Origin of the sequence: Streptomyces sp. NBC_00080, from assembly GCF_045041255.1 — a bacterium.
GTDB classification, from domain to species: domain Bacteria; phylum Actinomycetota; class Actinomycetes; order Streptomycetales; family Streptomycetaceae; genus Streptomyces; species Streptomyces coriariae.
On sequence record NZ_CP108235.1, the window covers coordinates 5,938,002 to 5,959,823 of the forward strand.

Here is a 21,822-nt window from a genome sequence, read left to right on the forward strand (position 1 = left end):
GTAGGGGTGGCTCACCTGCTTCTGGGGGCGCGGGGAACTGTGTGACCAGCCACAACGGACCGCAGCTCACCCACGACCGGAGCCACCGCTATGTCAACTGACCTTCTTCGCCTTCTCGAGAGCCTCCGCGAGGTTCTCGAGAAGCGGTACACACTTCGCGTAGGAAAGAATCGGCTCCGGCGACCGCGCGATGACCTGACCGGCCTTCACCGCGGGCAGCTTCTTCCAGGTCGCCTCGGTGATGTCGGCAGGCTGGATGGTCGAGGAGCGGTCGTCCATCATGATGATGTCGGCCGCGTACTTGTCGACGTTCTCCCAGCTCAGCGACTCGTACCAGCCGCCACCCTCCGCCTTCGCGCTCTCCGGCGGCTCGACGAAGTTCACGCCGAGGGCCTTGAAGTACTCCAGGTCGATGGAGAGGTTCGTGCCGGAGACGTAGAAGAGCGCCTCGCTCGCGGAACCGGCCAGCACCTTGATCTCGGGCTTGGCCTTGGCGGCGGCGCGCAGCCGGGCGGCCGCGTCCTCGAACTTCTTCTTGGCGTCGGTGACCGCGGCCGCCGTCATGTCGGCGCCGAGCGACTCGGCCAGTTCCCACATGCGCTGGAGCGGAGCGGTCAGTTGACGGTCGTAGACGGAGATGCCGACGCTCGGGGCGAGCTTGGCGACCTTGTCCTTGGAGGCCTCGGGGACGTACCAGAGGGTGCCGGCGTTGTCGAACATCGTGGAGATGAGCACCTCGGGCGCGAGGGCCGCGTACTTCTCGACGTTGAACTCGTCCCAGACGTTGCCGAGGACCGTCACCTTGCTGACGTCCATGTCGCCGGCCTGGACGTCGGCCTTGCCCGCGGCGGTCTTGGTCGGGCCGAAGACGCCCTTGACCTGGATGCCGTAGTCGTACAGGGCGGCGCCGACGCCGGTGAAGGCGACGATGTTCGCGGGGATCTTGTCGAGCTTCACCGTGGTGCCGCGGTCGTCCTTGAAGGTCCAGGGACCGGACTTGGCCGAAGCGCTCGCCGACGACCGGGAGCCACTGCTGCTCGCGTCGTCGTCCCCGCAGGCGGCGAGGGCGGCACCGAGGCCCAGTGCGCCACCGACGGCGAGGATGCCACGGCGGGTGGGACGAGCGGCTCTGGCGTTGGGCATGTCTCTGGCTACTTTCGGACGGGGCGGATCACCCGAGGACGGTTCGAACGTAGGTTAGCCTAACCTCAGCTCGTGTCCAGAGGGTGGTTCGGGGTTGCGGAACGCCCGCCTCGACGCATGCCCGCTTTCTGTGCCCGTCCTGTGGATCAAAGGTGTACGGGGTGTCAGGAGACTTGAACGGGCCTGGAGTTGCCGCTCGCTCCGAGGATGTGAAGCGCGGTCAGGCCGCCTCGGAACATGCCGAGGAGGCCGTCGTACCGGCCCGGAGCGGGCGGTGCGGCGACCTCCTGTGGATATCGGGTCGGCGGTGTCAGGTCGACTTCCGGCCATCGCGCGAACGCGCCCCCGTCGGCCCCCGTCGGCCCCCGACGGCCGCCGCGGTCCAGCGCGCACCGCCTCGCGCCCTGGGCCACCGGGGCTAGCCGGGCATCCCCAACTCGCGTGCGATCAGCATCCGTTGCACCTCGCTCGTGCCCTCCCCGATCTCCAGGATCTTGGAGTCGCGCCACATCCGGGCCACCGGGTACTCGTTCATGAAGCCGTAGCCGCCGTGCACCTGGGTGGCGTCGCGGGCGTTGTCGACGGCGATCGTCGACGAGTAGAGCTTGGCGACGGCGGCCTCCTTCTTGAAGGGTTCGCCGGCCACCAGCCGCGAGGCCGCGTCCCGCCAGGCGAGGCGGGCCGTGTGGGCCTTCATCTCCATGTCGGCGATCTTGAACTGGATGGCCTGGTTGGCGCCGATCGGACGGCCGAACGCGTGCCGTTCCTTCGCGTACTTCACCGACTCGTCCACACATCCCTGCGCGAGACCGGTCGCCAGCGCCGCGATGGCGATACGCCCCTCGTCGAGGATCCGCAGGAACTGCGCGTACCCGCGGCCCTCCTCGCCCAGCAGGTTCGCCGCCGGGACACGCACATCGGAGAAGGACAGCTCACGGGTGTCGGAGGCGTTCCAGCCGACCTTCGAGTACGGGCTCGCGACCGTGAAGCCCGGCGTGCCGGACGGGACGATGATCGCCGAGATCAGCGGCCGGCCGTCCGGCCTGCGGCCGGTCACCGCCGTGACCGTGACCAGCCCCGTGATGTCCGTGCCCGAGTTGGTGATGAAGCACTTGGTGCCGTTGATCACCCACTCGTCCGTCTCGGGGTCGAGCCGGGCCGTCGTACGCGTCGCGCCCGCGTCCGAGCCGCCGTCCGGCTCGGTCAGACCGAAGGCGCCGAGGACCTCGCCGGAGCACAGCCGCGGCAGCCACACCCGCTTCTGCTCCGGCGTACCGAAGAGATGGATCGGCATGGCGCCCAGCGAGACGCCCGCCTCCAGGGTGATCGCCACGGACGAGTCGACGCGCGCGAGTTCCTCCAGCACGATGCCGAGCGCGAGGTAGTCGCCGCCCATGCCGCCGTGCTCCTCGGGGAACGGCAGCCCGAACAGGCCCATGCGGCCCATCTCACGGACGATCTCGTACGGGAACTCGTGCCGCTCGTAGAAGTCACCGATCTTGGGCGCGACCACGTCGTGCGCGAACTCCTCCACAGTGCGGCGGAGTTCTTCCAGTTCGGGGGAGAGACGGTGGTCCATTTCGGGTCACTGCTCCTTGTGGGGCTGTGTCGTGCCGCCGAGTGCTCGGACGGTGCGGGAAGGGCTGGGTCGGCCCAGTCGGCCGGCCATCCACTCGCTCGTGGCGACGAGACGGCCGAGGTCCACCCCCGTGTCGATGCCGAGGCCACGCAGCATCCACACAAGGTCTTCGGTGGCGAGATTGCCGGTGGCGGACTTCGCGAACGGGCAGCCGCCGAGTCCGCCCGCCGAGGCGTCGACGGTGGTCACGCCGTGCTGGAGCGCGGCGAGGGTGTTGGCGAGCGCCTGGCCGTACGTGTCATGGAAGTGCACGCCCAGCGCGCCCGTGGGCACGCCCCCTTCGTTCAGCGCGGTCAGCAGGGCCCGGACGTGACCCGGGGTGGCCACGCCGATCGTGTCGCCCAGGCTCAGCTCGTCGCAGCCCAGGTCGAGCAGGGCCCGGCAGACCCGGACGACCTGGTCCACCGGGACCGCGCCCTCCCACGGATCGCCGAAACACATGGAGAGGTAGCCCCGCACATGCACGTCCCGCGCCTTGGCCCGGGCCACCACCGGCCCGGACATCGCCAGCACCTCGTCCACCGAACGGTTGAGGTTGGCCTTGGCGAAGGACTCCGTGGCGCTGGCGAAGACGGCGACCCGGCGGGCGCCCAGGGAGAGGGCCCGGTCCAGGCCGCGCTCGTTCGGCACCAGCACCGGGAGCGCCACATCGAGGCCGCTCACACGCGGGAACAGTTCCTCGGCGTCCGCGAGTTGGGGCACCCAGCCGGGGTGGACGAAGCTGGTCGCCTCGATGGTGGTGAGACCCGCGTCCGCGAGGCGGTGGACGAACTCCGCCTTGACGGCCGTCGGCACGGTCGCCTTCTCGTTCTGGAGGCCGTCGCGCGGGCCCACCTCGTGGATGCGCACCCGCGCGGGAAGGCCCTCGGCCGGTACGGCCATGGGAAGTGTCACTGGTCCTCCTGTGCCCTTGCCGGTGCCTCCGGCGGTGTTTCCGCCGGTGCGATGACGGCCAGCACCTGGTCCATGGCGACCGTCGTGCCCGGCGTCACGTCCAGTTCGGCGACCGTGCCGGCGTGCGGGGCGGAGATGACGTGCTCCATCTTCATCGCCTCGACGACCAGCAGGCTCTGGCCCGCGGTCACCTCGTCGCCGACGGCGACCTTCACCACGGTGACCGTGCCGGGCATGGGCGCGGTGAGCGAGTCGGCGCCCGCGTGAGCCCCTCGGGACAGGGAGTCGGCGACCGGATCGTGGTCGCGCACATTCCAGGCGTCGCCGTCCCGGCCGAGCCAGGTGCCGTCCGGCAGTGCCGCGAAGGACTGGGCGACGCCGTCGAGCCGGCAGGTGAACCGGGGATCCCCTCCCGGCGCCGGGGGCGGGCCCCCGGCACCCCGCAGCGGGGTGTCCGTCCCGTCCGGCAGCACCTCGGCGGTGCCGTCCGCCGTGCCGCGCACGCGGACGGTCACCGGGTCGTGCCCCGGCACGTGCAGGTGGTGTGCCGTCCAGGCGGGCTCGCCGCCCAGCCGCCAGCCGTCCGCGACGGCGAAGGGGTCCACCCAGCCCGGGCCGGGCGCGGGGGAGAGCGCGGCCTGGCGCAGCAGCGCCGCCGCCGCGTAGACGTCCTGTGGCACGTCGGCCGCGACGAGCGTCGAGGCCTCCCGCTCCACCAGACCCGTGTCCAGCTCGCCGGCCACCACCGCCGGATGGGCCAGCAGCCGCCGCAGGAACCCTGCGTTGGTCTGCACGCCCAGCGTGACCGTCTCGGCGAGGGCCGCCCGCAGCCGACGCAGCGCGGTCTCCCGGTCCGGACCGTAGGCGATCACCTTGGACAGCATCGGGTCGTAGAGGCTGCCGACCTCGGTGCCCTCGCTGAGCCCGGAGTCGGTGCGTACGGCGTCGCCCTGGGGTTCGCGCAGCCGGAGCACCGTCCCGCCGGAGGGCAGGAACCCGCGCGCGGGGTCCTCGGCGCAGATCCGCGCCTCGACCGCGTGCCCGGTCAGCCGGACGTCGTCCTGGCCGAAGGACAGCGGCTCACCGGCGGCCACCCGCAGCTGCCACTCCACCAGGTCCATACCGGTGACCAGTTCGGTGACCGGGTGCTCCACCTGGAGCCGCGTGTTCATCTCCATGAAGTAGTACGAGGACGGGTCGTTGCCCGGCACGATGAACTCCACCGTGCCCGCGCCCCGGTAGCCGCACGAGCGCGCCGCCTGGACCGCCGCCTCGCCCATGGCCGCGCGGGTCTTCTCGTCCAGCAGGACCGAGGGCGCCTCTTCGATGATCTTCTGGTGCCGGCGCTGGAGGGAGCACTCGCGCTCTCCCAGGTGCACCACGTTCCCGTGGCCGTCGGCCAGTACCTGGATCTCGATGTGCCGGGGCCGGTCCACCCACCGCTCGACGAGGAGCGTGTCGTCCCCGAAGGAGGCGCGGGCCTCACGGCGGGCGGCGGCGATCTCCTCGTCCAGCACGGCCAGGTCCCGGACCAGACGCATGCCCTTGCCGCCGCCGCCGGCCGACGGCTTGAGCAGCACGGGGGTGCCGATCTCACGGGCCGCGTCGGCGAGTTCGGCGTCGGTGAGTCCGCTGCCGCTGGACCCGGGCACCACCGGCACCCCGGCCGCCTGCACGGTCTCCTTGGCCCGGATCTTGTCGCCCATCAGGGAGATGGCGTCCGCGGACGGTCCGATGAAGACCAGCCCGGCGTCGGCGCAGGCGCGCGCGAAGCCGGCGTTCTCCGCGAGGAAGCCGTAGCCGGGGTGCACCGCCTGCGCGCCGGTGCGGGCGGCCGCCGCGAGCAGCCGCTCCACCGACAGGTAGCTCTCGGCCGCCGGCGCCGGACCGATGCGGACGGCGGTGTCGGCCTCCCGGACATGCCGGGCGTCCGCGTCGGCGTCGGAGAAGACGGCCGCCGAGCGCACGCCCAGCGCGCGCAGGGTGCGGATGACGCGGACGGCGATCTCGCCCCGGTTGGCCACAAGCACGGTGTCGAACATCATTGCTCCCCTCCTCACATCCGGAAGACGCCGAACTGGGGGTCACCCAGCGGCGCATGGGCACAGGCGGTCAGGGCGAGGCCCAGCACCTGCCGGGTCTCCAGCGGGTCGATGACGCCGTCGTCCCAGAGGCGGGCGGTGGCGTAGTAGGCGTTGCCCTGCCGCTCGTACTGCTGCCGGACCGGTGCCTTGAAGGCCTCTTCCTCGTCCGCGGGCCACTCCTGGCCCCGCGCCTCGAGCTGGTCCCGCTTGACGGTCGCGAGGACGGAGGCGGCCTGCTCACCGCCCATGACGGAGATCTTGGCGCCCGGCCACATCCACAGGAAGCGGGGCGAGTAGGCCCGGCCGCACATGGAGTAGTTCCCGGCGCCGTACGACCCGCCGACGACGACCGTCAACTTGGGCACGCGCGTGCACGCCACGGCCGTCACCATCTTGGCGCCGTGCTTGGCGATGCCGCCGGCCTCGTAGTCCCGGCCGACCATGAACCCGGAGATGTTCTGGAGGAACACCAGCGGAATCCCGCGCTGGTCGCACAGCTCGATGAAGTGGGCGCCCTTCTGGGCGGACTCGGAGAACAGGATGCCGTTGTTGGCGACGATGCCGACCGGGTGGCCGTGGATCCGGGCGAAGCCGGTGACCAGGGTCTGCCCGAACTCGGACTTGAACTCCGCGAAGCGGGAGCCGTCGACCACGCGCGCGATGACCTCGCGCGCGTCGTAGGGGGTGCGGGAGTCGACGGGCACCGCGCCGTACAGCCCGTAGGGGTCGACCTTGGGTTCGACGGACGGCCGCACCTCCCAGGGCAGGGGCCCGCGCGCGGGGAGTGTGCCGACGATGTCGCGGACGATCCGCAGCGCGTGCGCGTCGTCCTCCGCGAGGTGGTCGGTCACGCCGGACACCCGCGCGTGCACCTCGCCGCCGCCCAGCTCCTCCGCGGTGACGACCTCGCCGGTGGCGGCCTTCACCAGCGGGGGCCCGCCCAGGAAGATCGTGCCCTGGCCGCGGACGATGACGGCCTCGTCGCTCATGGCCGGGACGTAGGCCCCGCCGGCCGTGCACGAGCCCAGCACCGCGGCGATCTGGGGGATTCCGGCCCCGGACATCCGGGCCTGGTTGTAGAAGATCCGCCCGAAGTGCTCCCGGTCCGGGAACACCTCGTCCTGCATGGGCAGGAAGGCCCCGCCCGAGTCCACGAGATACAGACAGGGCAGCCGGTTCTCGAGGGCGACCTCCTGGGCCCGCAGATGCTTCTTCACCGTCATCGGGTAGTACGTGCCGCCCTTGACGGTGGCGTCGTTGGCGACGATCACGCACGCGCGCCCGCCGACCCGCCCGATCCCGGCGATGACCCCGGCCGCCGGGGCCTGCCCCTCGTACATGCCGTCGGCGGCCAGGGGGGCGAGCTCCAGGAAGGGCGAACCCGGGTCCAGGAGGGTGTCGACCCGGTCCCGGGGCAACAGCTTCCCGCGCGCGGTATGGCGTGCCCTCGCCTTCTCCCCACCCCCCAGCCGGGCCGCGGCCAGCTTGCCGCGCAGCTCGTCGACGAGTGCGCGGTGCGCCGCCTCGTTGGCCCGCCAGGCCTCCGACGCGGGGTCTGCCGCGCTCGTCAGCTCCGGTGCCTGCTCCATCCTTGCGGTCCCCTCACCCAGTGATCGACTGTTAATGAGCGTTAACCATTTCCTTCAGGTTAACGACCGCTAACCTCCCTGTCTAGAATTGCCTTCATGGCCACGAGAACCGACGCCCCCACCCGTCGCGAGCAGATCCTCAGGGAGGCCGCGCGGCTGTTCGCCGAGCGCGGGTTCCACGGCGTGGGGGTGGACGAGATAGGCGCCGCCGTCGGCATCAGCGGGCCGGGGCTCTACCGGCACTTCCCGGGCAAGGACGCGATGCTCGCCGAGCTGCTGGTCGGAATCAGCGGCCGGCTGCTGACCGGTGCGAAGCTGCGCCTCCAGGAGGCCGACGGCGTATCGCCCGAGGCGTTCCTCGACTCGCTCGTCGAGGGCCACATCGACTTCGCCCTCGACGACCGTCCTCTGATCACCCTGCACGACCGTGAGCTGGACCGCCTCCGTGACAGCGACCGCAAGCTGGTCCGCCAGCTCCAGCGGCAGTACGTCGAACTGTGGGTGGAGGCCCTGCGTGCCGTCTATCCGGGCCTCGCCGAGCCGACCGCCCGTTCCGCGGTGCACTCCGTCTTCGGTCTGCTGAACTCCACCCCGCACCTCGGCCGACCGGGTTCCCTGCCGGGCCGCGCGACCACCGCCGCCCTCCTGCACCGGATGGCGCGGGGGGCCTTCGCGGCGGCCGTGGAGTGACGAGCGTTACCCCCGCCCCACCCTGGACGCTCTTCGTACTCGCCGGTACGGTTGTTCTCTGAGCAAGCGCTTAGCCATGGGGTCGCGGCAATCGATCGAGCACCCCGACGGCGAGCGACCACATCCGCGAGAGCGGCGCCGGCTTAGGCGCAGAGAGGGGCCGGCGGTGCGCCGTACGGTGTTCAACGAGGATCACGAGGCGTTCCGGGAGACCCTCCGGGCCTTCATCGAGGCCGAGGTCGTCCCCGTCTACGACGAGTGGTTCGCGGCCGGCCAGGCGCCGCGCGACTTCTACTACAAGCTCGCCGAGCTCGGCGTCTTCGGCATCCGCGTCGACGAGGAGTACGGCGGCGCCGGCATCGACTCGTACAAGTTCGAGGCCGTGCTGTACGAGGAGACCGCCCGCGCGGGTGTCTCCTTCGGTGGCTCCGGTGTGCACGTGCTGCTCGGTCTGCCGTACATCAAGCTGCTCGCCGACGACGAGCAGAAGAAGCGCTTCCTGCCGAAGTTCGTCTCCGGCGAGGAGATGTGGGCGATCGCGATGACCGAGCCGGGCACCGGCTCCGACCTCGCGGGCATGAAGAGCACCGCCAAGCTCTCCGAGGACGGCACGCACTACATCCTCAACGGCTCCAAGACCTTCATCACCGGTGGCGTGCACGCCGACCGCATGATCGTCTGCGCCCGTACCGCCGCGCCCACCGCCGAGGACCGCCGCCACGGCATCTCCCTCTTCGTGGTGGACACCAAGGCCGAGGGCTACTCGATCGGCCGCAAGCTGGACAAGCTCGGCCTGAAGACCTCCGACACCGCCGAGCTGGCGTTCGTCGACGTCAAGGTGCCCGTCGAGGACCTGCTCGGCGAGGAGAACAAGGGCTTCTACTACCTCGGCCACAACCTCGCCTCCGAGCGCTGGGGCATCGCCTACGGCGCGTACGCGCAGGCCAAGGCCGCCGTCCGGTTCGCCAAGCAGTACGTGCAGGAGCGCGTGGTCTTCGGCAAGCCGGTCGCGCACTTCCAGAACACCAAGTTCGAGCTGGCCGCCTGCCAGGCCGAGGTGGACGCGGCCGAGGCCGTCGCCGACCGCGCCACGGAGGCCCTGGACGCGGGCGAGCTGACCCCGGCCGAGGCCGCCAGCGCCAAGCTGTTCTGCACCGAGGTCGCCCACCGGGTGATCGACCGCTGCCTCCAGCTGCACGGCGGCTACGGGTTCATGAACGAGTACCCGATCGCCCGCCTGTACGCGGACAACCGCGTCAACCGCATCTACGGCGGCACCAGCGAGATCATGAAGTCGATCATCGCGAAGGACATGGGTCTGTAAGCAGCCCGCAACTACGGGCCGCTACAACCAGACGCCATGAGCCAGGCACTACAGGATCTCCTCGATCTGCTCGACATCGAGCAGATCGAGGAGAACATCTTCCGCGGCCGGTCCCGCTCCGCCGTCGTCCCGCGCGTCTTCGGCGGGCAGGTGGCGGCGCAGGCGCTGGTCGCCGCCGGACGGACGGTCCCCGAGGACCGGCTCGCCCACTCCCTGCACGCGTACTTCCTGCGCATGGGCGACCCGGGCGCGCCCATCGTCTACACGGTCGACCGGATGAACGACGGCCGGTCCTTCACCGCGCGCCGCGTCGTCGCCGTCCAGCACGGACAGCCGATCTTCGCGCTGTCCGCCTCCTTCCAGCGGTACGAGGAGGGCTTCGACCACCAGACCCCCATGCCGCCCGCCCCGGACCCGGCCACGCTGCCGACCTCCGAGGAACGGCTGCGCGGCTACGCCCACCTCGATCCCGAGGTCGTCGAGAGGTTTCTGGAGGCCCGCGAGGCGGTCGACCTGCGCTATGTCGACGAGCCGCCGTACGGCCGGTTCGGCGCGCCGCGCGAGCCGCACTCCCAGGTCTGGTTCCGCGCCAACGGCAAGCTGGCCGACGACCCTCCCCCGAACTCCGTTCGGGGGGACCCCCACCTGCACGTCGTCCTCGCCACCTACGTCTCCGACATGACGCTCCTCGACTCGGTCCTGCTCGCGCACGGGCGCGGCGGCTGGGCGGTCGGTGACGTGGTGGGGGCGTCCCTGGACCACGCGATGTGGTTCCACCGCCCGTTCCGCGCCGACGAGTGGCTCCTCTACGACCAGGAGTCGCCCTCCGCGCACGGCGGCCGGGGCCTCGGCCAGGCCCGCATCTACACCCAGGACGGGCGGCTCGCCGTCTCGGTGATCCAGGAGGGTGTGGTTCGCGCCCCCCGGGGCGACTGAGCACCCGGCGCCGCACCCGCGCGTGCGGCGCCCTCTCCCGGGGCTTCGACCTCGCCTACTCGGTCAGCCCCGCCTCCGCCAGCAGGTACGCCGTCATCACGTCGTAGTGACGCGGGCTGACGACGTGGTCGTCGAGGGGGACCGCCACCTGGACGGTGCCCTCCGACTCGGCGATGAACAGCGCCGGGTCGTTGCAGTCGGCGTAACCGACGGAGTCGACGCCGTGCTGCCCGGCGTAGCCCGCCCAGCCGTGGTCGGCGACGACCAGGTCGGGCAGCGGCCGGCCCTCGCGTTCGAGCGCGGTGAGGATCGCCTTCATCGGCTCGCCCGAGTGGGTGTGCCAGAGCGTGGCGCCGTGTTCGAGGACCGCCACGTCGGCCAGCTGCCAGACGTACCCCTCGTCCGTCTGGAGCCCCTCCGGGATGACGACGATCTCGCAGCCGGCCGCGCGCAGGGCCGCGGCGGTGGCGCGGTGCACGTCGAGGAGACCACCGGGGTGGCCGGTGGCGAAGAGGACCCGCTGGCGTCCTTCGGCCGCCTTGCGCAGCCGGGCGGCGAGCCGGTCCAGGCCGTCGACCGTCAGCTCGGGGTCGATGGTGTCCTGGCCGTAGCGGTACTCGGGATCGTCGTTCACGCCGACCCGCTCGGCCATCACCGCGAGCACGTCCTGCTCGTCGGTCCAGCGGTCGCCGAGTTCCAGGCCGAGCCAGAAGTTGCGGACACCGTTGGCGAGCTGGCGGTAGTGGGAGAGGTTGTTCTCGCGGGGCGTGGCGACGTCCCCGGCGATACGGGTTCTGACGAGATGGTCGACGAGTTCGGCGCGGCTGGGCGTCCCGGGTATCGGCATGGTTTCCATTGTGAGGCAGCGGGCGGTGCGCGTCTGTGCTGTTCCGGACGCTGGGACACGCGTCACTCACTGTTGTTTCAGGGCGAACCACAGCTCCATCCGGACGTCCGGATCGTCCAGGTCGGTCCCCAACAGGGCCGCGCAGCGGGCGATCCGCTGCCGCACGGTGTTGCGGTGCACGGACAGCGCCACCGCCGTACGGTCCCAACTGCCGTGCAGGGAGAGCCAGGTGCGCAGTGTCTCGAGCAGCGCGGCGCTCGCTGCGCCCGTCCGGATCGGGGCGAGGAGCGCCCGGGCGTGGGCCCGGGCCTCGTCGTCGGGCACCAGGTCCCGCAGTCCGGCCCCGGAGCCGTGCCGGACGAGCGCCGTGCGGGTGGCGCGCGCCCGGGCCAGCGCGCGGGCCGCCTGCGCGTCGGCGGCCGGCCAGTCGGCGGGGGCCGCTTCCGCGCTGACGCCGAGGGTCCAGCCCGGCTGCGGCCGCGGCGGGCCGTCGGCCGGGACGAGGACCCGTACGACGTCGTGCGCGAGGTCGACCAGCGGTGATCCGAGGCCGGCGCCCAGCGCGGAGGCCGCCACCGGGTCGACGGCCTGCGCGTCCGGACGGGCGTGCACGACGAACCACCGATCGCCCCCCAGCAGCGGGGCCACCTCGGCGGGCACGGCCCCCAGCAGCAGCCGTACGAGCGCCGACGAGCGGGCCGCCCCAGAGCCGCTCTGGTGCTCGCCGGTGAGGAGCGAGAGCAGGACGGCGGCGACGGAGGCGATGGTGTGGTCACCGGGGTCACGCCGGGGCGCCGCCACCCCGAGCACGAACCCGCGGCCTGCCCCGAGCGCGTAGGCGGCGAGATGGGTGCCGTCGGGGGCGGTGTCGCCGGCGGTGACGGAGGCACGGGAGAGAAGGACGCGGGCGAGCCCGGCGAGGGGCGCGTCCGCGGACGTCCGTCCCGCCCCCGCGATCTCCGTCCCCTCCGGCCCGTACAGCACCGCGCGCCCCCCGACCCGCTGGGCGAGCTGCCGCAGGACGGACGGGACCGGGTCCGGACGGGAGGCGGCGGCCGCGAGGCTCTGCTGGGCCTCGGTCACCCGGCGCAGTTCGGCGGTGCGGGCCCGTTCCATCAGCTGCCAGACCGCGCGGGCCACGGCCGAGAACGTCGTCTGCGGGGGCACCTCCAGGAGCGGCAGCTCGTACGCCTCGCAGGCGGCGACCAGTGCCCTCGGCACGGTGTCGTGCACCGGCGCGACCCCGAACCCGAGCGCCGCGCCGCCCGCCGCGACGATCCGCGAGACATAGTCCGCGAAGTACGTCCCCGACCCGGCCGCCTCGGGGATGTGTACGCCCGCCGTCAGCAGCAGCTCGCCGCCCAGCAGATACGGGTACGGGTCGGCCATCTCCGAGGTGTGTGCCCCGTGCAGCACGGTGCCGGGATCGGCGGGCCCGGCGATCTGCCGCAGGGCGAGGTCCTCGCGGGCGAGCAGGGCGGCGAGCGGGACCGGTGGGGTGGGAGGTACGGCGGGGGGTACGGCGGGCTCCGGCACTATGGACGATCCCTCTACTGAGCGCGGGTCGAATGGATGAAACGTACACTTCCAGGGCACTTTTCGGCCACCTAGGGTCAACTCCCGAACCACCTCAGCCATCGAGAAGGGTGGGCCCCCATGGCCGTCGACTACACCGTGATCGCCGTCTATCTGGCCGGCATGCTGGCCATGGGCTGGTGGGGCATGCGCCGCGCCCGCTCGAAGAGCGAGTTCCTCGTCGCCGGGCGCCGCCTCGGGCCCGTCATGTACTCCGGCACCATGGCGGCGATCGTCCTCGGCGGCGCGTCCACCATCGGTGGCGTGGGTCTGGGATATCAGTACGGGCTGTCCGGCGCCTGGATGGTGTTCACCATCGGCCTGGGCCTGCTCGCCCTCTCCGTCTTCTTCTCGGCCCGGATCGCCCGCCTCAAGGTCTACACGGTCTCCGAGATGCTGGACCTGCGCTACGGCGGCCGGGCCGGTGTGATCTCGGGCGTGGTGATGTGGGCGTACACCCTGATGCTCGCCGTGACGTCGACCATCGCCTACGCCACCATCTTCGACGTCCTCTTCGACATGAACAGGACCGTCGCGATCGTCCTCGGCGGCTCGATCGTCGTCGCGTACTCGACGCTCGGCGGCATGTGGTCGATCACCCTGACCGACATGGTGCAGTTCGTGGTGAAGACGATCGGCGTGCTTCTGCTGCTGCTGCCGATCGCGGTGGTCAGGGCGGGCGGCTTCGGCGAGATGAAGGCGAAGCTGCCGACCGGCTACTTCGACCCGCTGGGCATCGGCGGCGAGACCATCTTCACCTACGTGCTGATCTACACCTTCGGCATGCTCATCGGCCAGGACATCTGGCAGCGCGTGTTCACCGCCCGCGGCGACCGGACGGCGAAGTGGGGCGGCACGGTCGCGGGCACCTACTGCCTCGTGTACGCCCTCGCCGGCGCCGTCATCGGCACGGCGGCCAAGGTGCTCTACCCGAACCTCGCCTCCGCGGACGCCGCCTTCGCGACCATCGTCAAGGACGAACTCCCGGTCGGCGTGCGGGGACTGGTGCTGGCCGCCGCGCTCGCCGCGGTGATGTCGACCTCGTCCGGCGCGCTGATCGCCTGCGCGACCGTCGCCAACAACGACATCTGGTCCCGGCTGCGGGGCGTCGCCGGCGCCGTAGGCGAGGAGCGCGACGAGGTCAGGGGCAACCGCCTGTTCATCCTCCTGATGGGCGTCGCGGTGATCGTCACGGCGATCGCCCTGAACAACGTCGTCGAGGCGCTGACGGTGGCGTACAACCTGCTCGTCGGCGGGCTGCTGGTGCCCATCCTCGGCGGACTGCTCTGGAAGCGCGGCACGGTCCACGGCGCCCTCGCCTCCGTCGTGGTCGGTGGCGTCGCGGTGATCGGCCTGATGGCCGGCTACGGCATCCTCGCCAACGAGCCGGTCTACTACGGCCTCCTCGCCTCCCTGGCCGCCTACCTCGCCGTGTCCCTGGCGACCCCGGCCACCGACCCCGCCGTACTGGCCGCCTGGCGCGAGCGACTGGCCGGACGGACCCCCGGGACGGCCGGAACCTCCCCCGTCCCGGTGTCCCGGTAGACGTCCCAGTACAGTCATACGAGTAGTAGTACATACGCGACGAAGCGTAAGAAAGAGAGCATTTCCATGAGTGGCAACGAGACACCCCGCGGCCCCGTCGACTCCTCCCGCGTCCCGCGGTACGCCGGTCCCGCGACCTTCGCCCGGCTGCCCCGCCTCGACGAGGTCGGCCGCGCCGACGTCGCCGTGGTGGGCGTGCCGTTCGACTCGGGCGTCTCGTACCGGCCGGGCGCCCGCTTCGGCGGCAACGCGATCCGCGAGGCGTCCCGGCTGCTGCGGCCGTACAACCCGGCGCAGGACGCCTCCCCCTTCGCCCTCGCCCAGGTGGCGGACGGCGGCGACATCGCGGTGAACCCGTTCAACATCCACGAGGCCGTGGAGACGATCGAGGCGGCGGCCGACGACCTGCTCGGCACCGGAGCCCGCCTGATGACCCTGGGCGGCGACCACACCATCGCGCTGCCGCTGCTGCGCTCGGTCGCGAAGAAGCACGGGCCCGTGGCCCTGCTCCACTTCGACGCGCACCTCGACACCTGGGACACGTACTTCGGCGCGGAGTACACCCACGGCACGCCGTTCCGCCGGGCCGTGGAGGAGGGCATCCTCGACACCGAGGCGCTCTCCCACGTCGGCACCCGCGGCCCGCTGTACGGCAAGCAGGACCTCACCGACGACGAGAAGATGGGCTTCGGCATCGTCACCTCGGCCGACATCTACCGGCGCGGTGCCGACGAGGTCGCCGACCAGCTGCGGCAGCGCATCGGCGACCGCCCCCTCTACATCTCCATCGACATCGACTGCCTCGACCCGGCGCACGCCCCCGGCACCGGGACCCCGGAGGCGGGCGGCATGACCTCGCGCGAGCTCCTGGAGATCCTGCGCGGCCTGGCCTCGTGCAACCTGGTCTCGGCGGACGTCGTCGAGGTGGCCCCCGCGTACGATCACGCGGAGATCACGTCGGTGGCCGCGTCCCACACGGCGTACGAACTGACCACGATCATGTCCCGACAGATTGCCGAGGCTCGCGCGAAGTGACCCACGACCACGACCTGGTACTCCGCCCGACGGAGGCGCAGACCGCCGCTGCTCTGAACCCTCCCTCCGGTCGCAACGGCGGGGACCTGGTCGTGGAGACCCTGGCCGGGCTCGGCGCCACCACCGTCTTCGGGCTGCCCGGCCAGCACGCGCTCGGCATGTTCGACGCGCTGCGCCGCTCCTCGCTGCGGTACATCGGCCTGCGGGTGGAGAACAACGCGGGGTTCGCGGCGGACGCCTACGGCCGCATCACGGGGGAGGCGGCCCCGCTGTTGCTGTCGACCGGCCCGGGCGCGCTGACCTCGCTCGCGGCGCTCCAGGAGGCGGCGGCCGCCTCGGCACCGGTGCTGGCGATCAGCAGTCAGATCCCGACCGCCGGCCTGGGCGGCGGCCGCCACGGCTATCTGCACGAACTGCCCGACCAGGCGGCCTCGTTCCGTGGCGTGGTGAAGTCGGTCCACACCGTCCGCACCCAGTCGCAGATCCCGTCCGCGATCGAGGCGGCCTGGAAGTCCGCGCTGAGCGTGCCGCACGGCCCGGTGTGGGTGGAGATCCCGCAGGACGTGCTCCTCGCGCAGACGCGGATCCCGGTGGTCACCGGCGGCGACGCCTTCCCCGAAGAGCTGCCGCCGCGCCCCGAACTGACCGCCGTGGCGGCCGACCTGCTGTCGAGGGCGGCCCGTCCGGCGATCATCGCGGGCGGTGGGGTCGTACGGTCGGACGCCTCGGGCAAGCTGAAGCAGCTGGCGGAGGCCCTGCAGGCCCCGGTGGTCACCACGCCCGGCGGCAAGGGCGCGTTCCCCTGGACGCACCCCCTCTCGCTCCAGTCCTGGATCGAGGACCGGCACACCACGGACTTCCTCGAGGACGCGGACGTCCTGCTGGTCGTCGGCTCCGGGCTCGGTGAACTCTCCTCCAACTACTACACGTTCAAGCCGCGGGGCCGGGTCGTCCAGATCGAGGCGGACCTGGGGAAGCTGGAGTCGAACCATCCGGCGCTCGGCATCCACGCGGACGCGCGACTGGCGTTGCAGGCGCTCCTCGAGACGGTGGAGCCGGTGGTGGAGCGGGCCCGGCCGGAGGCCGCCGAGCGCGTCCGTGAGGTCCTCGCGAAGGTCGCGGACCGCATCGCCGCCCAGGAACTCACCCTGGAGCAGGAGGTGTTGGCGTCGGTCCGCAAGGCGCTGCCGGCCGACTCCCCGTCCTTCTGGGACATGACGATCCTCGCCTACTGGGCCTGGTCGGCCTTCGACGCGAAGGGCCCCAACCACATGCACTCGGCCCAGGGCGCGGGCGGCCTGGGCTACGGCTTCCCGGCGGCGCTGGGCGCGGCGGCGGCCGACCCGACCCGCCCGGTGCTGGCGGTGTCGGGGGACGGCGGCGCCCTGTACTCGATCGCGGAGCTGGCGACGGCCCGGCAGTACGACCTGAACGTCACCTGGCTGATCGTCGACGACGGCGGTTACGGCATCCTGCGCGAGTACATGACCGACGCCTTCGGCGAGCCCACGGCCACCGAGCTGACCCGCCCGGACTACGTGGCCCTGGCGGAGTCCTTCGGGGTACCGGGGGTGCGGACGTCTCCGCAGACCCTGGAGGCGGACCTGGCGAAGGCCTTGTCCACGCCCGGCCCTTCGGTGGTCCTCCTCCCGGCGGTGCTGCGGATGTTCGCGCCCACGCACCTGTCCTAGGCAAGGCCGTTGATACGGTCCCGCCATGTCTGAAGCACACGGATCACCCGGCCCCGTCACCGCCGACGACGTGCAGGAGGCGGTCCGGTCGGCGGTGGCCGCGCTGCGCGGGGCCGAGGCGGCCGACTGGGACGCCAAGGCCGGTTCCCTGGAATGGAGTTGCTGGGAGACCGTCGAGCATCTGGCCGACGACCTGTTCGCCTACGCCGCCCAACTGGGCCCGCGGGGCGAGCCCTCGGACGCCGAGGTGCCCTTCGTGTGGCGCGCGGAGCGGCCCGGTGCGCCGGCGAACGTCGTCTTCGCCGACCGCAGGGCCGGGGCGGCCGGACTCGCGCAGGTGCTGGAGGCCTGCGGGGCGCTGCTGACCGCGATGGTGCGGACCACGCCGGCGGGCGTCCGGGCGCACCACGTCTTCGGCGTCTCCGACCCCGAGGGGTTCGCCGCCATGGGGGTCGTCGAGACGCTGGTCCATCTGCATGACGTCGCCGAGGGGCTCGGTGTCCGGTGGGAGCCGGACGCCGGACTGTGCGACCGGGTGCTGGCGAGGCTCTTCCCGGACGCCCCGGCCGGCACCGACCGGTGGCCCACCCTGCTGTGGGCCACCGGCCGGGGAGAGATCCCGGGTCACGCGCGTCTCAGCCGGTGGCGTTGGTACGGCGCACCCCGCGGTGAGGGCGAGCGATAGGACCGAGCGGGAGGGCCGAGCGGGGGATGGCGAGCGGCGGGACGGGGGCAGAGGTCAGCAGGCGCCGGGGCCCACCGCGTCGATCCGGCCGCCGAAGTCGCCCAGGTAGCGGGTGCGGTAGTCGGCGTTGAAGACGTTCCGCTTCTCCACCGGGCCCCAGTTGATGAAACAGGCGCGGGTACTGGAGACGAAGGAACCCACGTGGTCGTGGAGGGCGGGCGGCATGTCGCGGTAGCCGCTGCGGGCGGTCCACTCCCAGCTGCTGCCGCGGAAGTTCTCGCCGCTGTAGAAACAGATCGATCCGTCGGGACAGGACGGCGCCGCGGCCGCCGAGGCGCTCTGGGCGGGCAGGGCGAGAGCGGTGAGGGCGAGAGCGGCGGCGAAGGACCAGGCGCGAAGCTTCATGAGCGTCTCCGGGAAAAGGAGTCGGGATCGCTCCCGGCGGATCTGCCGAGGCGCCCCCAGCCTCGCGCCCGGGCCGGGCGACATGCCCGGGACGAAGATCCGACTTCACCGGTGTGAGGGAACTAGTCGTTCCATCACACCGACTCCTTCGGTGCGTGCCCCGGTACGCCGAGAGGGGCTGAACCCCCCTTTCGTCAAGGGAAGTTCAGCCCCTCCTCGATCTCGCCGCGGGTCCTACCAGATCGCCTCGACCCACTCCGGGTGGTCGATGAACGGGTTGCGGTTGTGCTGGTAGGTGTCGTAGATGACCTGGTTGCGCTTCTCCTCGAAGGCGCTCGGCGGGTCCGCCTCGTTCCACGCCTTGAGTACGGAGAGCTTGCCCATGTAGGGGTTGCTGCCGTTGCCCACCTTCTCGTTGGGCTCCAGGTTGGCGAAGCCGTCGTCACCCTCGTAGCGCACGGCCATGTAGAGGATCATGCGGGCCACGTCGCCCCGGTCCGCGGCGCGCGGCGCGAAGGAGTCGGAGTCGACGGTGCTGCCGCCGCCGTTGGTGACCGCGCTGCCGCCGTTGTCGAAGTCCAGGTTGCCGCGGATGCTGTTGACCTGGACGTCCGCGGGACGCAGGTGGTGCAGGTCCGTGCCCGGACCGGTCACCTCGCCGAAGTCGCCGTGGGACTTGGCCCAGGTGTGCTCGCGGTTCCAGTCGCCGACGTCACCGCCGTTGAGGGACTTGGCTCGCGAGACACCGCTGTACAGCAGGATGACGTTGCTGCTGTTGTTGGGGTCCTGGTCGGTGGCCTTCAGGGCTTCCCAGACCGCGGAGTACGAGATCTTCGTCTGGCTGCTGATGATCGTGTGCAGCGAGGACTTCAGGCTCGTGCCCGTCTTGCCGACCGCGTTCTTGTAGTACGTCGCGTCGTAGGCCGTCGTGGTCGCCGCGGCGGGGGTCGCGGTGAGCGCGGGCGCGGTGAGACCGACCAGGACGGCAGTGGTGGCAAGCGCCACCGACTTCCATCGGCGTATGCGTGTCGCCAGCATGTGGGGTGTCCGATCTACGCGGGTTGATTGGAGGCGGCAATCGGGAGAGTGACATGCACATGCGGTCATGGCAATGAATCTGACATGTCCATCAGGTGACGGGAACCGGCAAATTGCCCCTTGTCTACGCGAGTTGAACGCGCTTTCTTACGACGAAACGGCCCCCGACAGTGAAGTCAGGGGCCGTTCTGGACCGTTGGGCCGTGCCGGTCAGCTCACGTCCGAGGCGTCCAGCCGGTAGATCGTCGACTGGTTGCTCTGCGACGAGGTGTCCGTGCCCGAGGCGTCCGAGCCGGAGGGCTCAGAGCCCGTGCCGGTCGCGGAACCGGAGCCGGTCGCGGAGCCGGAGCCGGTCGCGGAGCCGGAGCCGGTCGCGGAGTTCGACGTCGAGCCGTAGGCGCTCTCCGGCACCGCCGTGCCGTTCTTCTGCACCCAGGCGGTGATCTCCTGGTTCAGGCTGCTGTTGCCGCCCATACCGCCGCCGCCGAGCTGGATGTAGTGCAGCTCGCCCTTCTTCACCAGTTCCTTGAGCTTGGCGAGGGTCATCGCCTGGTCGCTGCCGGTGAAGCCCCACATGGAGATGACGGGCTTGCCGCTGCTGAGGATCATCTGGCCCGCGCTCTGCGAGTTGGAGACCGCGATCAGCCAGGTGGCGCCGTCCTGGTGCTTCTCCAGGTACGAGATGAGCTCGCTGTCGGCGCCGCCCATGCCGCCGCCACCGGTACCGCCGCCGGGGCCACCACCGGTGCCGCCGCCCGGAGCCGTGCCGCTCTCGCCGCCGTCCTGCGCGCCGCCGGGCAACCCGCCGTTCGTGCCGCCCTGTTGGCCGCCCTGGCCGCCGCTCGGCGCGCCGCTGGGTGCGCCGCCCTGCGGGAGTTCGCCGTTGCCGCCGCCCGCGCCGCCGGGGAACTCGCCGCCGGCCTGGCCGCCCTGCTGGGTGCCACCGGGCGCCTGGCCGCCGGGACCACCGTTGCCGCCGCCGAAGCCGCCCCGGCCACCGCCGCCGCCGGGACCGCCCATGCCGCCACCGGTGGACGGACCCGCGGTCGGGTTGGTGCCGCCCATCATGCCGCTGGAAGAACCGAAGGCCGGCGAGGCGGCGTACGCCGTCGGACCGGCGAGGGCCGCCACGATCGCCGCGGCGACGGACGCGCCGAGCAGCCGGACCCTGACGCCGGAGCTCGCGGAGCGCAGCACGAACAGGCCCACGATCGCGAGGACCATGACCACGCCGACGACCGGCCACAGCCAGGTGTTCCAGCCGGTGGCGCGCCGCAGCAGCACGATCGCCCAGACGCCGGTGACCGCGAGCCCCACGGGCAGCACCCACGACCAGCGGGCGTCACCGCCGCGCAGGGCACGCCACAGCATGATCCCGCCGCCACCGCACAGCGCCGCGATGCCCGGGGCGAGCGCGGTCGTGTAGTAGGGGTGCATGGTGCCCTCGGCCATGGCGAAGGTCAGGTAGTGCAGCACCAGCCAGCCGCCCCACAGCACCAGCGCGGCGCGGGTGGGGTCGGTGCGGGGGGCCCGGCCGCGCAGCACCAGGCCGGCGACGAGCGCGATGCCCGCGAACGGGATCAGCCAGGAGATCTGGCCGCCGAGGACGTCGTTGAACATCCGGCCGATGCCCGCGGTCCCGGCGAAGGATCCGCCGCCTCCGCCGCCCCCGCCGTTGCCCTCGCCGCCGAGGACCCGGCCCAGGCCGTTGTAGCCCATGATCAGGTCCCAGGCGCTGCCGTCGGTCGAACCGCCGATGTACGGCCGGTCGTCGGCGGGCACCAGGGACACCGCCGTCGCCCACCAGAAGCTGGCCGCGGCCAGCGCCACGGCGGCCAGCGCCAGGTTCACGGCCTTCTTCTTCCAGCCCGGCCTCGACGCGTACAGGTACACGGCGAAGACGGCCGGCAGGGCGATGTAGCCCTGGAGCATCTTGGTGTTGAAGGCGAGCCCGAAGCAGACCGCGGAGCCGAGGAGCGGCAGCAGCCGGTCGTCGCGGGTGGCCCGCAGGGCGAGGGCCGCGCCGGCCACCATCAGCAGGACGAGGACGGTGTCCGGGTTGTTGTCGCGGTTGATGGCGACGGTGATCGGCGTCAGCGCGAGCACGAGGGCCGCGACGGCGGCGGCCGCGTGTCCGAAGACCCGCTTCACCGAGGAGTGCAGGATCCAGATCGTGCCCAGCGCCGCCGCGACCTCCGGCAGCATCATCTGCCAGGTGCCGAACCCGAAGATCCGGCAGGACAGGCCCATGATCATGAGCGCGAACGGCGGCTTGTCGACGGTGATGAAGTTCCCGGCGTCCAGCGAGCCGAAGAACCACGCCTTCCAGCTCTGCGTACCGCTGTAGATCGCGGAGCTGTAGAAGCTGTTGAGGCTCGACCCGGACAGGTTCCAGGAGTACAGCACGCCCGCCAGGATCATGATCGCGATCAGCACGGGCAGCGACCAGCGTGGCGCCCTGTCCGGCGGGGGCGTCGCGGGGGCCGTCTCGGAGGTCGTCGGCGGGGCCCAGTCCGGGGACACGGCAGGGGGCACGGTCGGGTGGGGGAGTGGATCGGTGGCAGATGTCACCCTGCGCATGCTGTACGGCAGTTGTGGGTGGTCGCTGTGGTCGAGCTGGCCGCCGCCTGTGAGAACGCATAGGCCGCGGTAACGCGTTGCCCAGGCTTTCCCCAACACCCGAGGTGACGCACGCGACCCTG

At 71.8% G+C, this 21,822-nt stretch carries 17 protein-coding genes; 7 read left to right on the top strand and 10 right to left on the bottom strand.

The features are described from left to right. Positions 1-93 precede the first annotated feature (93 nt). The 5 genes from OHU34_RS26595 to OHU34_RS26615 form a co-directional block, all read right to left on the bottom strand. Positions 94-1,143 (bottom strand): ABC transporter substrate-binding protein, encoded by a 1,050-nt coding sequence (locus OHU34_RS26595; protein ID WP_142264453.1) that lies wholly within the window; start codon positions 1,141-1,143, stop codon positions 94-96. 418 nt (positions 1,144-1,561) lie between these two features. Next, positions 1,562-2,722, bottom strand: a complete 1,161-nt coding sequence (locus OHU34_RS26600; RefSeq protein WP_405768627.1) for an acyl-CoA dehydrogenase family protein — start codon at positions 2,720-2,722, stop codon at positions 1,562-1,564. Between the two features lie 6 nt (positions 2,723-2,728). Further along, complete coding sequence (locus OHU34_RS26605; RefSeq protein WP_142267849.1) at positions 2,729-3,664, bottom strand: hydroxymethylglutaryl-CoA lyase; 936 nt, start codon at positions 3,662-3,664, stop codon at positions 2,729-2,731. A gap of 8 nt (positions 3,665-3,672) precedes the next feature. Continuing rightward, positions 3,673-5,718, bottom strand: a complete 2,046-nt coding sequence (locus OHU34_RS26610) for an acetyl-CoA carboxylase biotin carboxylase subunit (protein WP_230195648.1) — start codon at positions 5,716-5,718, stop codon at positions 3,673-3,675. Between the two features lie 14 nt (positions 5,719-5,732). After that, positions 5,733-7,349, bottom strand: a complete 1,617-nt coding sequence (locus OHU34_RS26615) for a carboxyl transferase domain-containing protein (RefSeq protein ID WP_142264451.1) — start codon at positions 7,347-7,349, stop codon at positions 5,733-5,735. A gap of 96 nt (positions 7,350-7,445) precedes the next feature. Between OHU34_RS26615 and OHU34_RS26620 the strand changes: the two genes are divergently transcribed. The 3 genes from OHU34_RS26620 (at position 7,446) to OHU34_RS26630 (ending at position 10,299) form a co-directional block, all read left to right on the top strand. Continuing rightward, the gene (locus tag OHU34_RS26620) at positions 7,446-8,039 is read left to right on the top strand and encodes a TetR/AcrR family transcriptional regulator (protein ID WP_142264450.1); all 594 of its coding nucleotides are present in this window, start codon (positions 7,446-7,448) and stop codon (positions 8,037-8,039) included. Between the two features lie 166 nt (positions 8,040-8,205). Continuing rightward, positions 8,206-9,363: an acyl-CoA dehydrogenase family protein gene (locus tag OHU34_RS26625; RefSeq protein WP_142264449.1), complete on the top strand. Its 1,158-nt coding sequence runs from the start codon at positions 8,206-8,208 to the stop codon at positions 9,361-9,363. 36 nt (positions 9,364-9,399) lie between these two features. Next, positions 9,400-10,299: an acyl-CoA thioesterase II gene (locus tag OHU34_RS26630; protein ID WP_142264448.1), complete on the top strand. Its 900-nt coding sequence runs from the start codon at positions 9,400-9,402 to the stop codon at positions 10,297-10,299. 55 nt (positions 10,300-10,354) lie between these two features. Here OHU34_RS26630 and OHU34_RS26635 read toward each other — a convergent pair whose 3' ends face one another. Further along, a complete protein-coding gene (locus tag OHU34_RS26635) occupies positions 10,355-11,146 on the bottom strand; it encodes a phosphatase (RefSeq protein WP_142264447.1) in 792 nt (263 codons plus the stop codon). A 66-nt stretch (positions 11,147-11,212) separates the two neighbouring features. Then, entirely contained in the window at positions 11,213-12,682 is a 1,470-nt protein-coding gene (locus OHU34_RS26640; protein WP_200839693.1) for a PucR family transcriptional regulator, read from the bottom strand. Between the two features lie 120 nt (positions 12,683-12,802). On the opposite strand from OHU34_RS26640, the gene OHU34_RS26645 reads away from it, so the two are divergent. The 4 genes from OHU34_RS26645 to OHU34_RS26660 all read left to right on the top strand — a co-directional run bounded on the left by OHU34_RS26645 (position 12,803) and on the right by OHU34_RS26660 (position 17,677). Further along, on the top strand, positions 12,803-14,266 hold the full coding sequence (locus tag OHU34_RS26645) for a sodium:solute symporter (protein ID WP_142264446.1): 1,464 nt from the start codon (positions 12,803-12,805) through the stop codon (positions 14,264-14,266). A gap of 66 nt (positions 14,267-14,332) precedes the next feature. After that, positions 14,333-15,301, top strand: coding sequence for an agmatinase (gene speB, locus OHU34_RS26650; RefSeq protein ID WP_142264445.1), 969 nt, complete (start codon positions 14,333-14,335; stop codon positions 15,299-15,301). Continuing rightward, positions 15,298-16,992, top strand: a complete 1,695-nt coding sequence (locus OHU34_RS26655) for a thiamine pyrophosphate-binding protein (RefSeq protein WP_142264444.1) — start codon at positions 15,298-15,300, stop codon at positions 16,990-16,992. The genes speB and OHU34_RS26655 overlap by 4 nt, the downstream gene beginning before the upstream one ends. Before the next feature lie 25 nt (positions 16,993-17,017). After that, positions 17,018-17,677 (top strand): DinB family protein, encoded by a 660-nt coding sequence (locus OHU34_RS26660; protein ID WP_142264443.1) that lies wholly within the window; start codon positions 17,018-17,020, stop codon positions 17,675-17,677. 54 nt (positions 17,678-17,731) lie between these two features. Here the strand turns inward: OHU34_RS26660 and OHU34_RS26665 are convergent, their stop codons facing one another. The 3 genes from OHU34_RS26665 to OHU34_RS26675 form a co-directional block, all read right to left on the bottom strand. Further along, a complete protein-coding gene (locus tag OHU34_RS26665) occupies positions 17,732-18,082 on the bottom strand; it encodes a peptidase inhibitor family I36 protein (protein WP_142264442.1) in 351 nt (116 codons plus the stop codon). Positions 18,083-18,316: 234 nt separating this feature from the next. Beyond that, complete coding sequence (locus OHU34_RS26670) at positions 18,317-19,120, bottom strand: endonuclease I family protein (RefSeq protein ID WP_142264441.1); 804 nt, start codon at positions 19,118-19,120, stop codon at positions 18,317-18,319. A gap of 210 nt (positions 19,121-19,330) precedes the next feature. Next, positions 19,331-21,691, bottom strand: a complete 2,361-nt coding sequence (locus OHU34_RS26675) for a glycosyltransferase family 39 protein (RefSeq protein WP_142264440.1) — start codon at positions 21,689-21,691, stop codon at positions 19,331-19,333. Between the last annotated feature and the right edge of the window lie 131 nt (positions 21,692-21,822).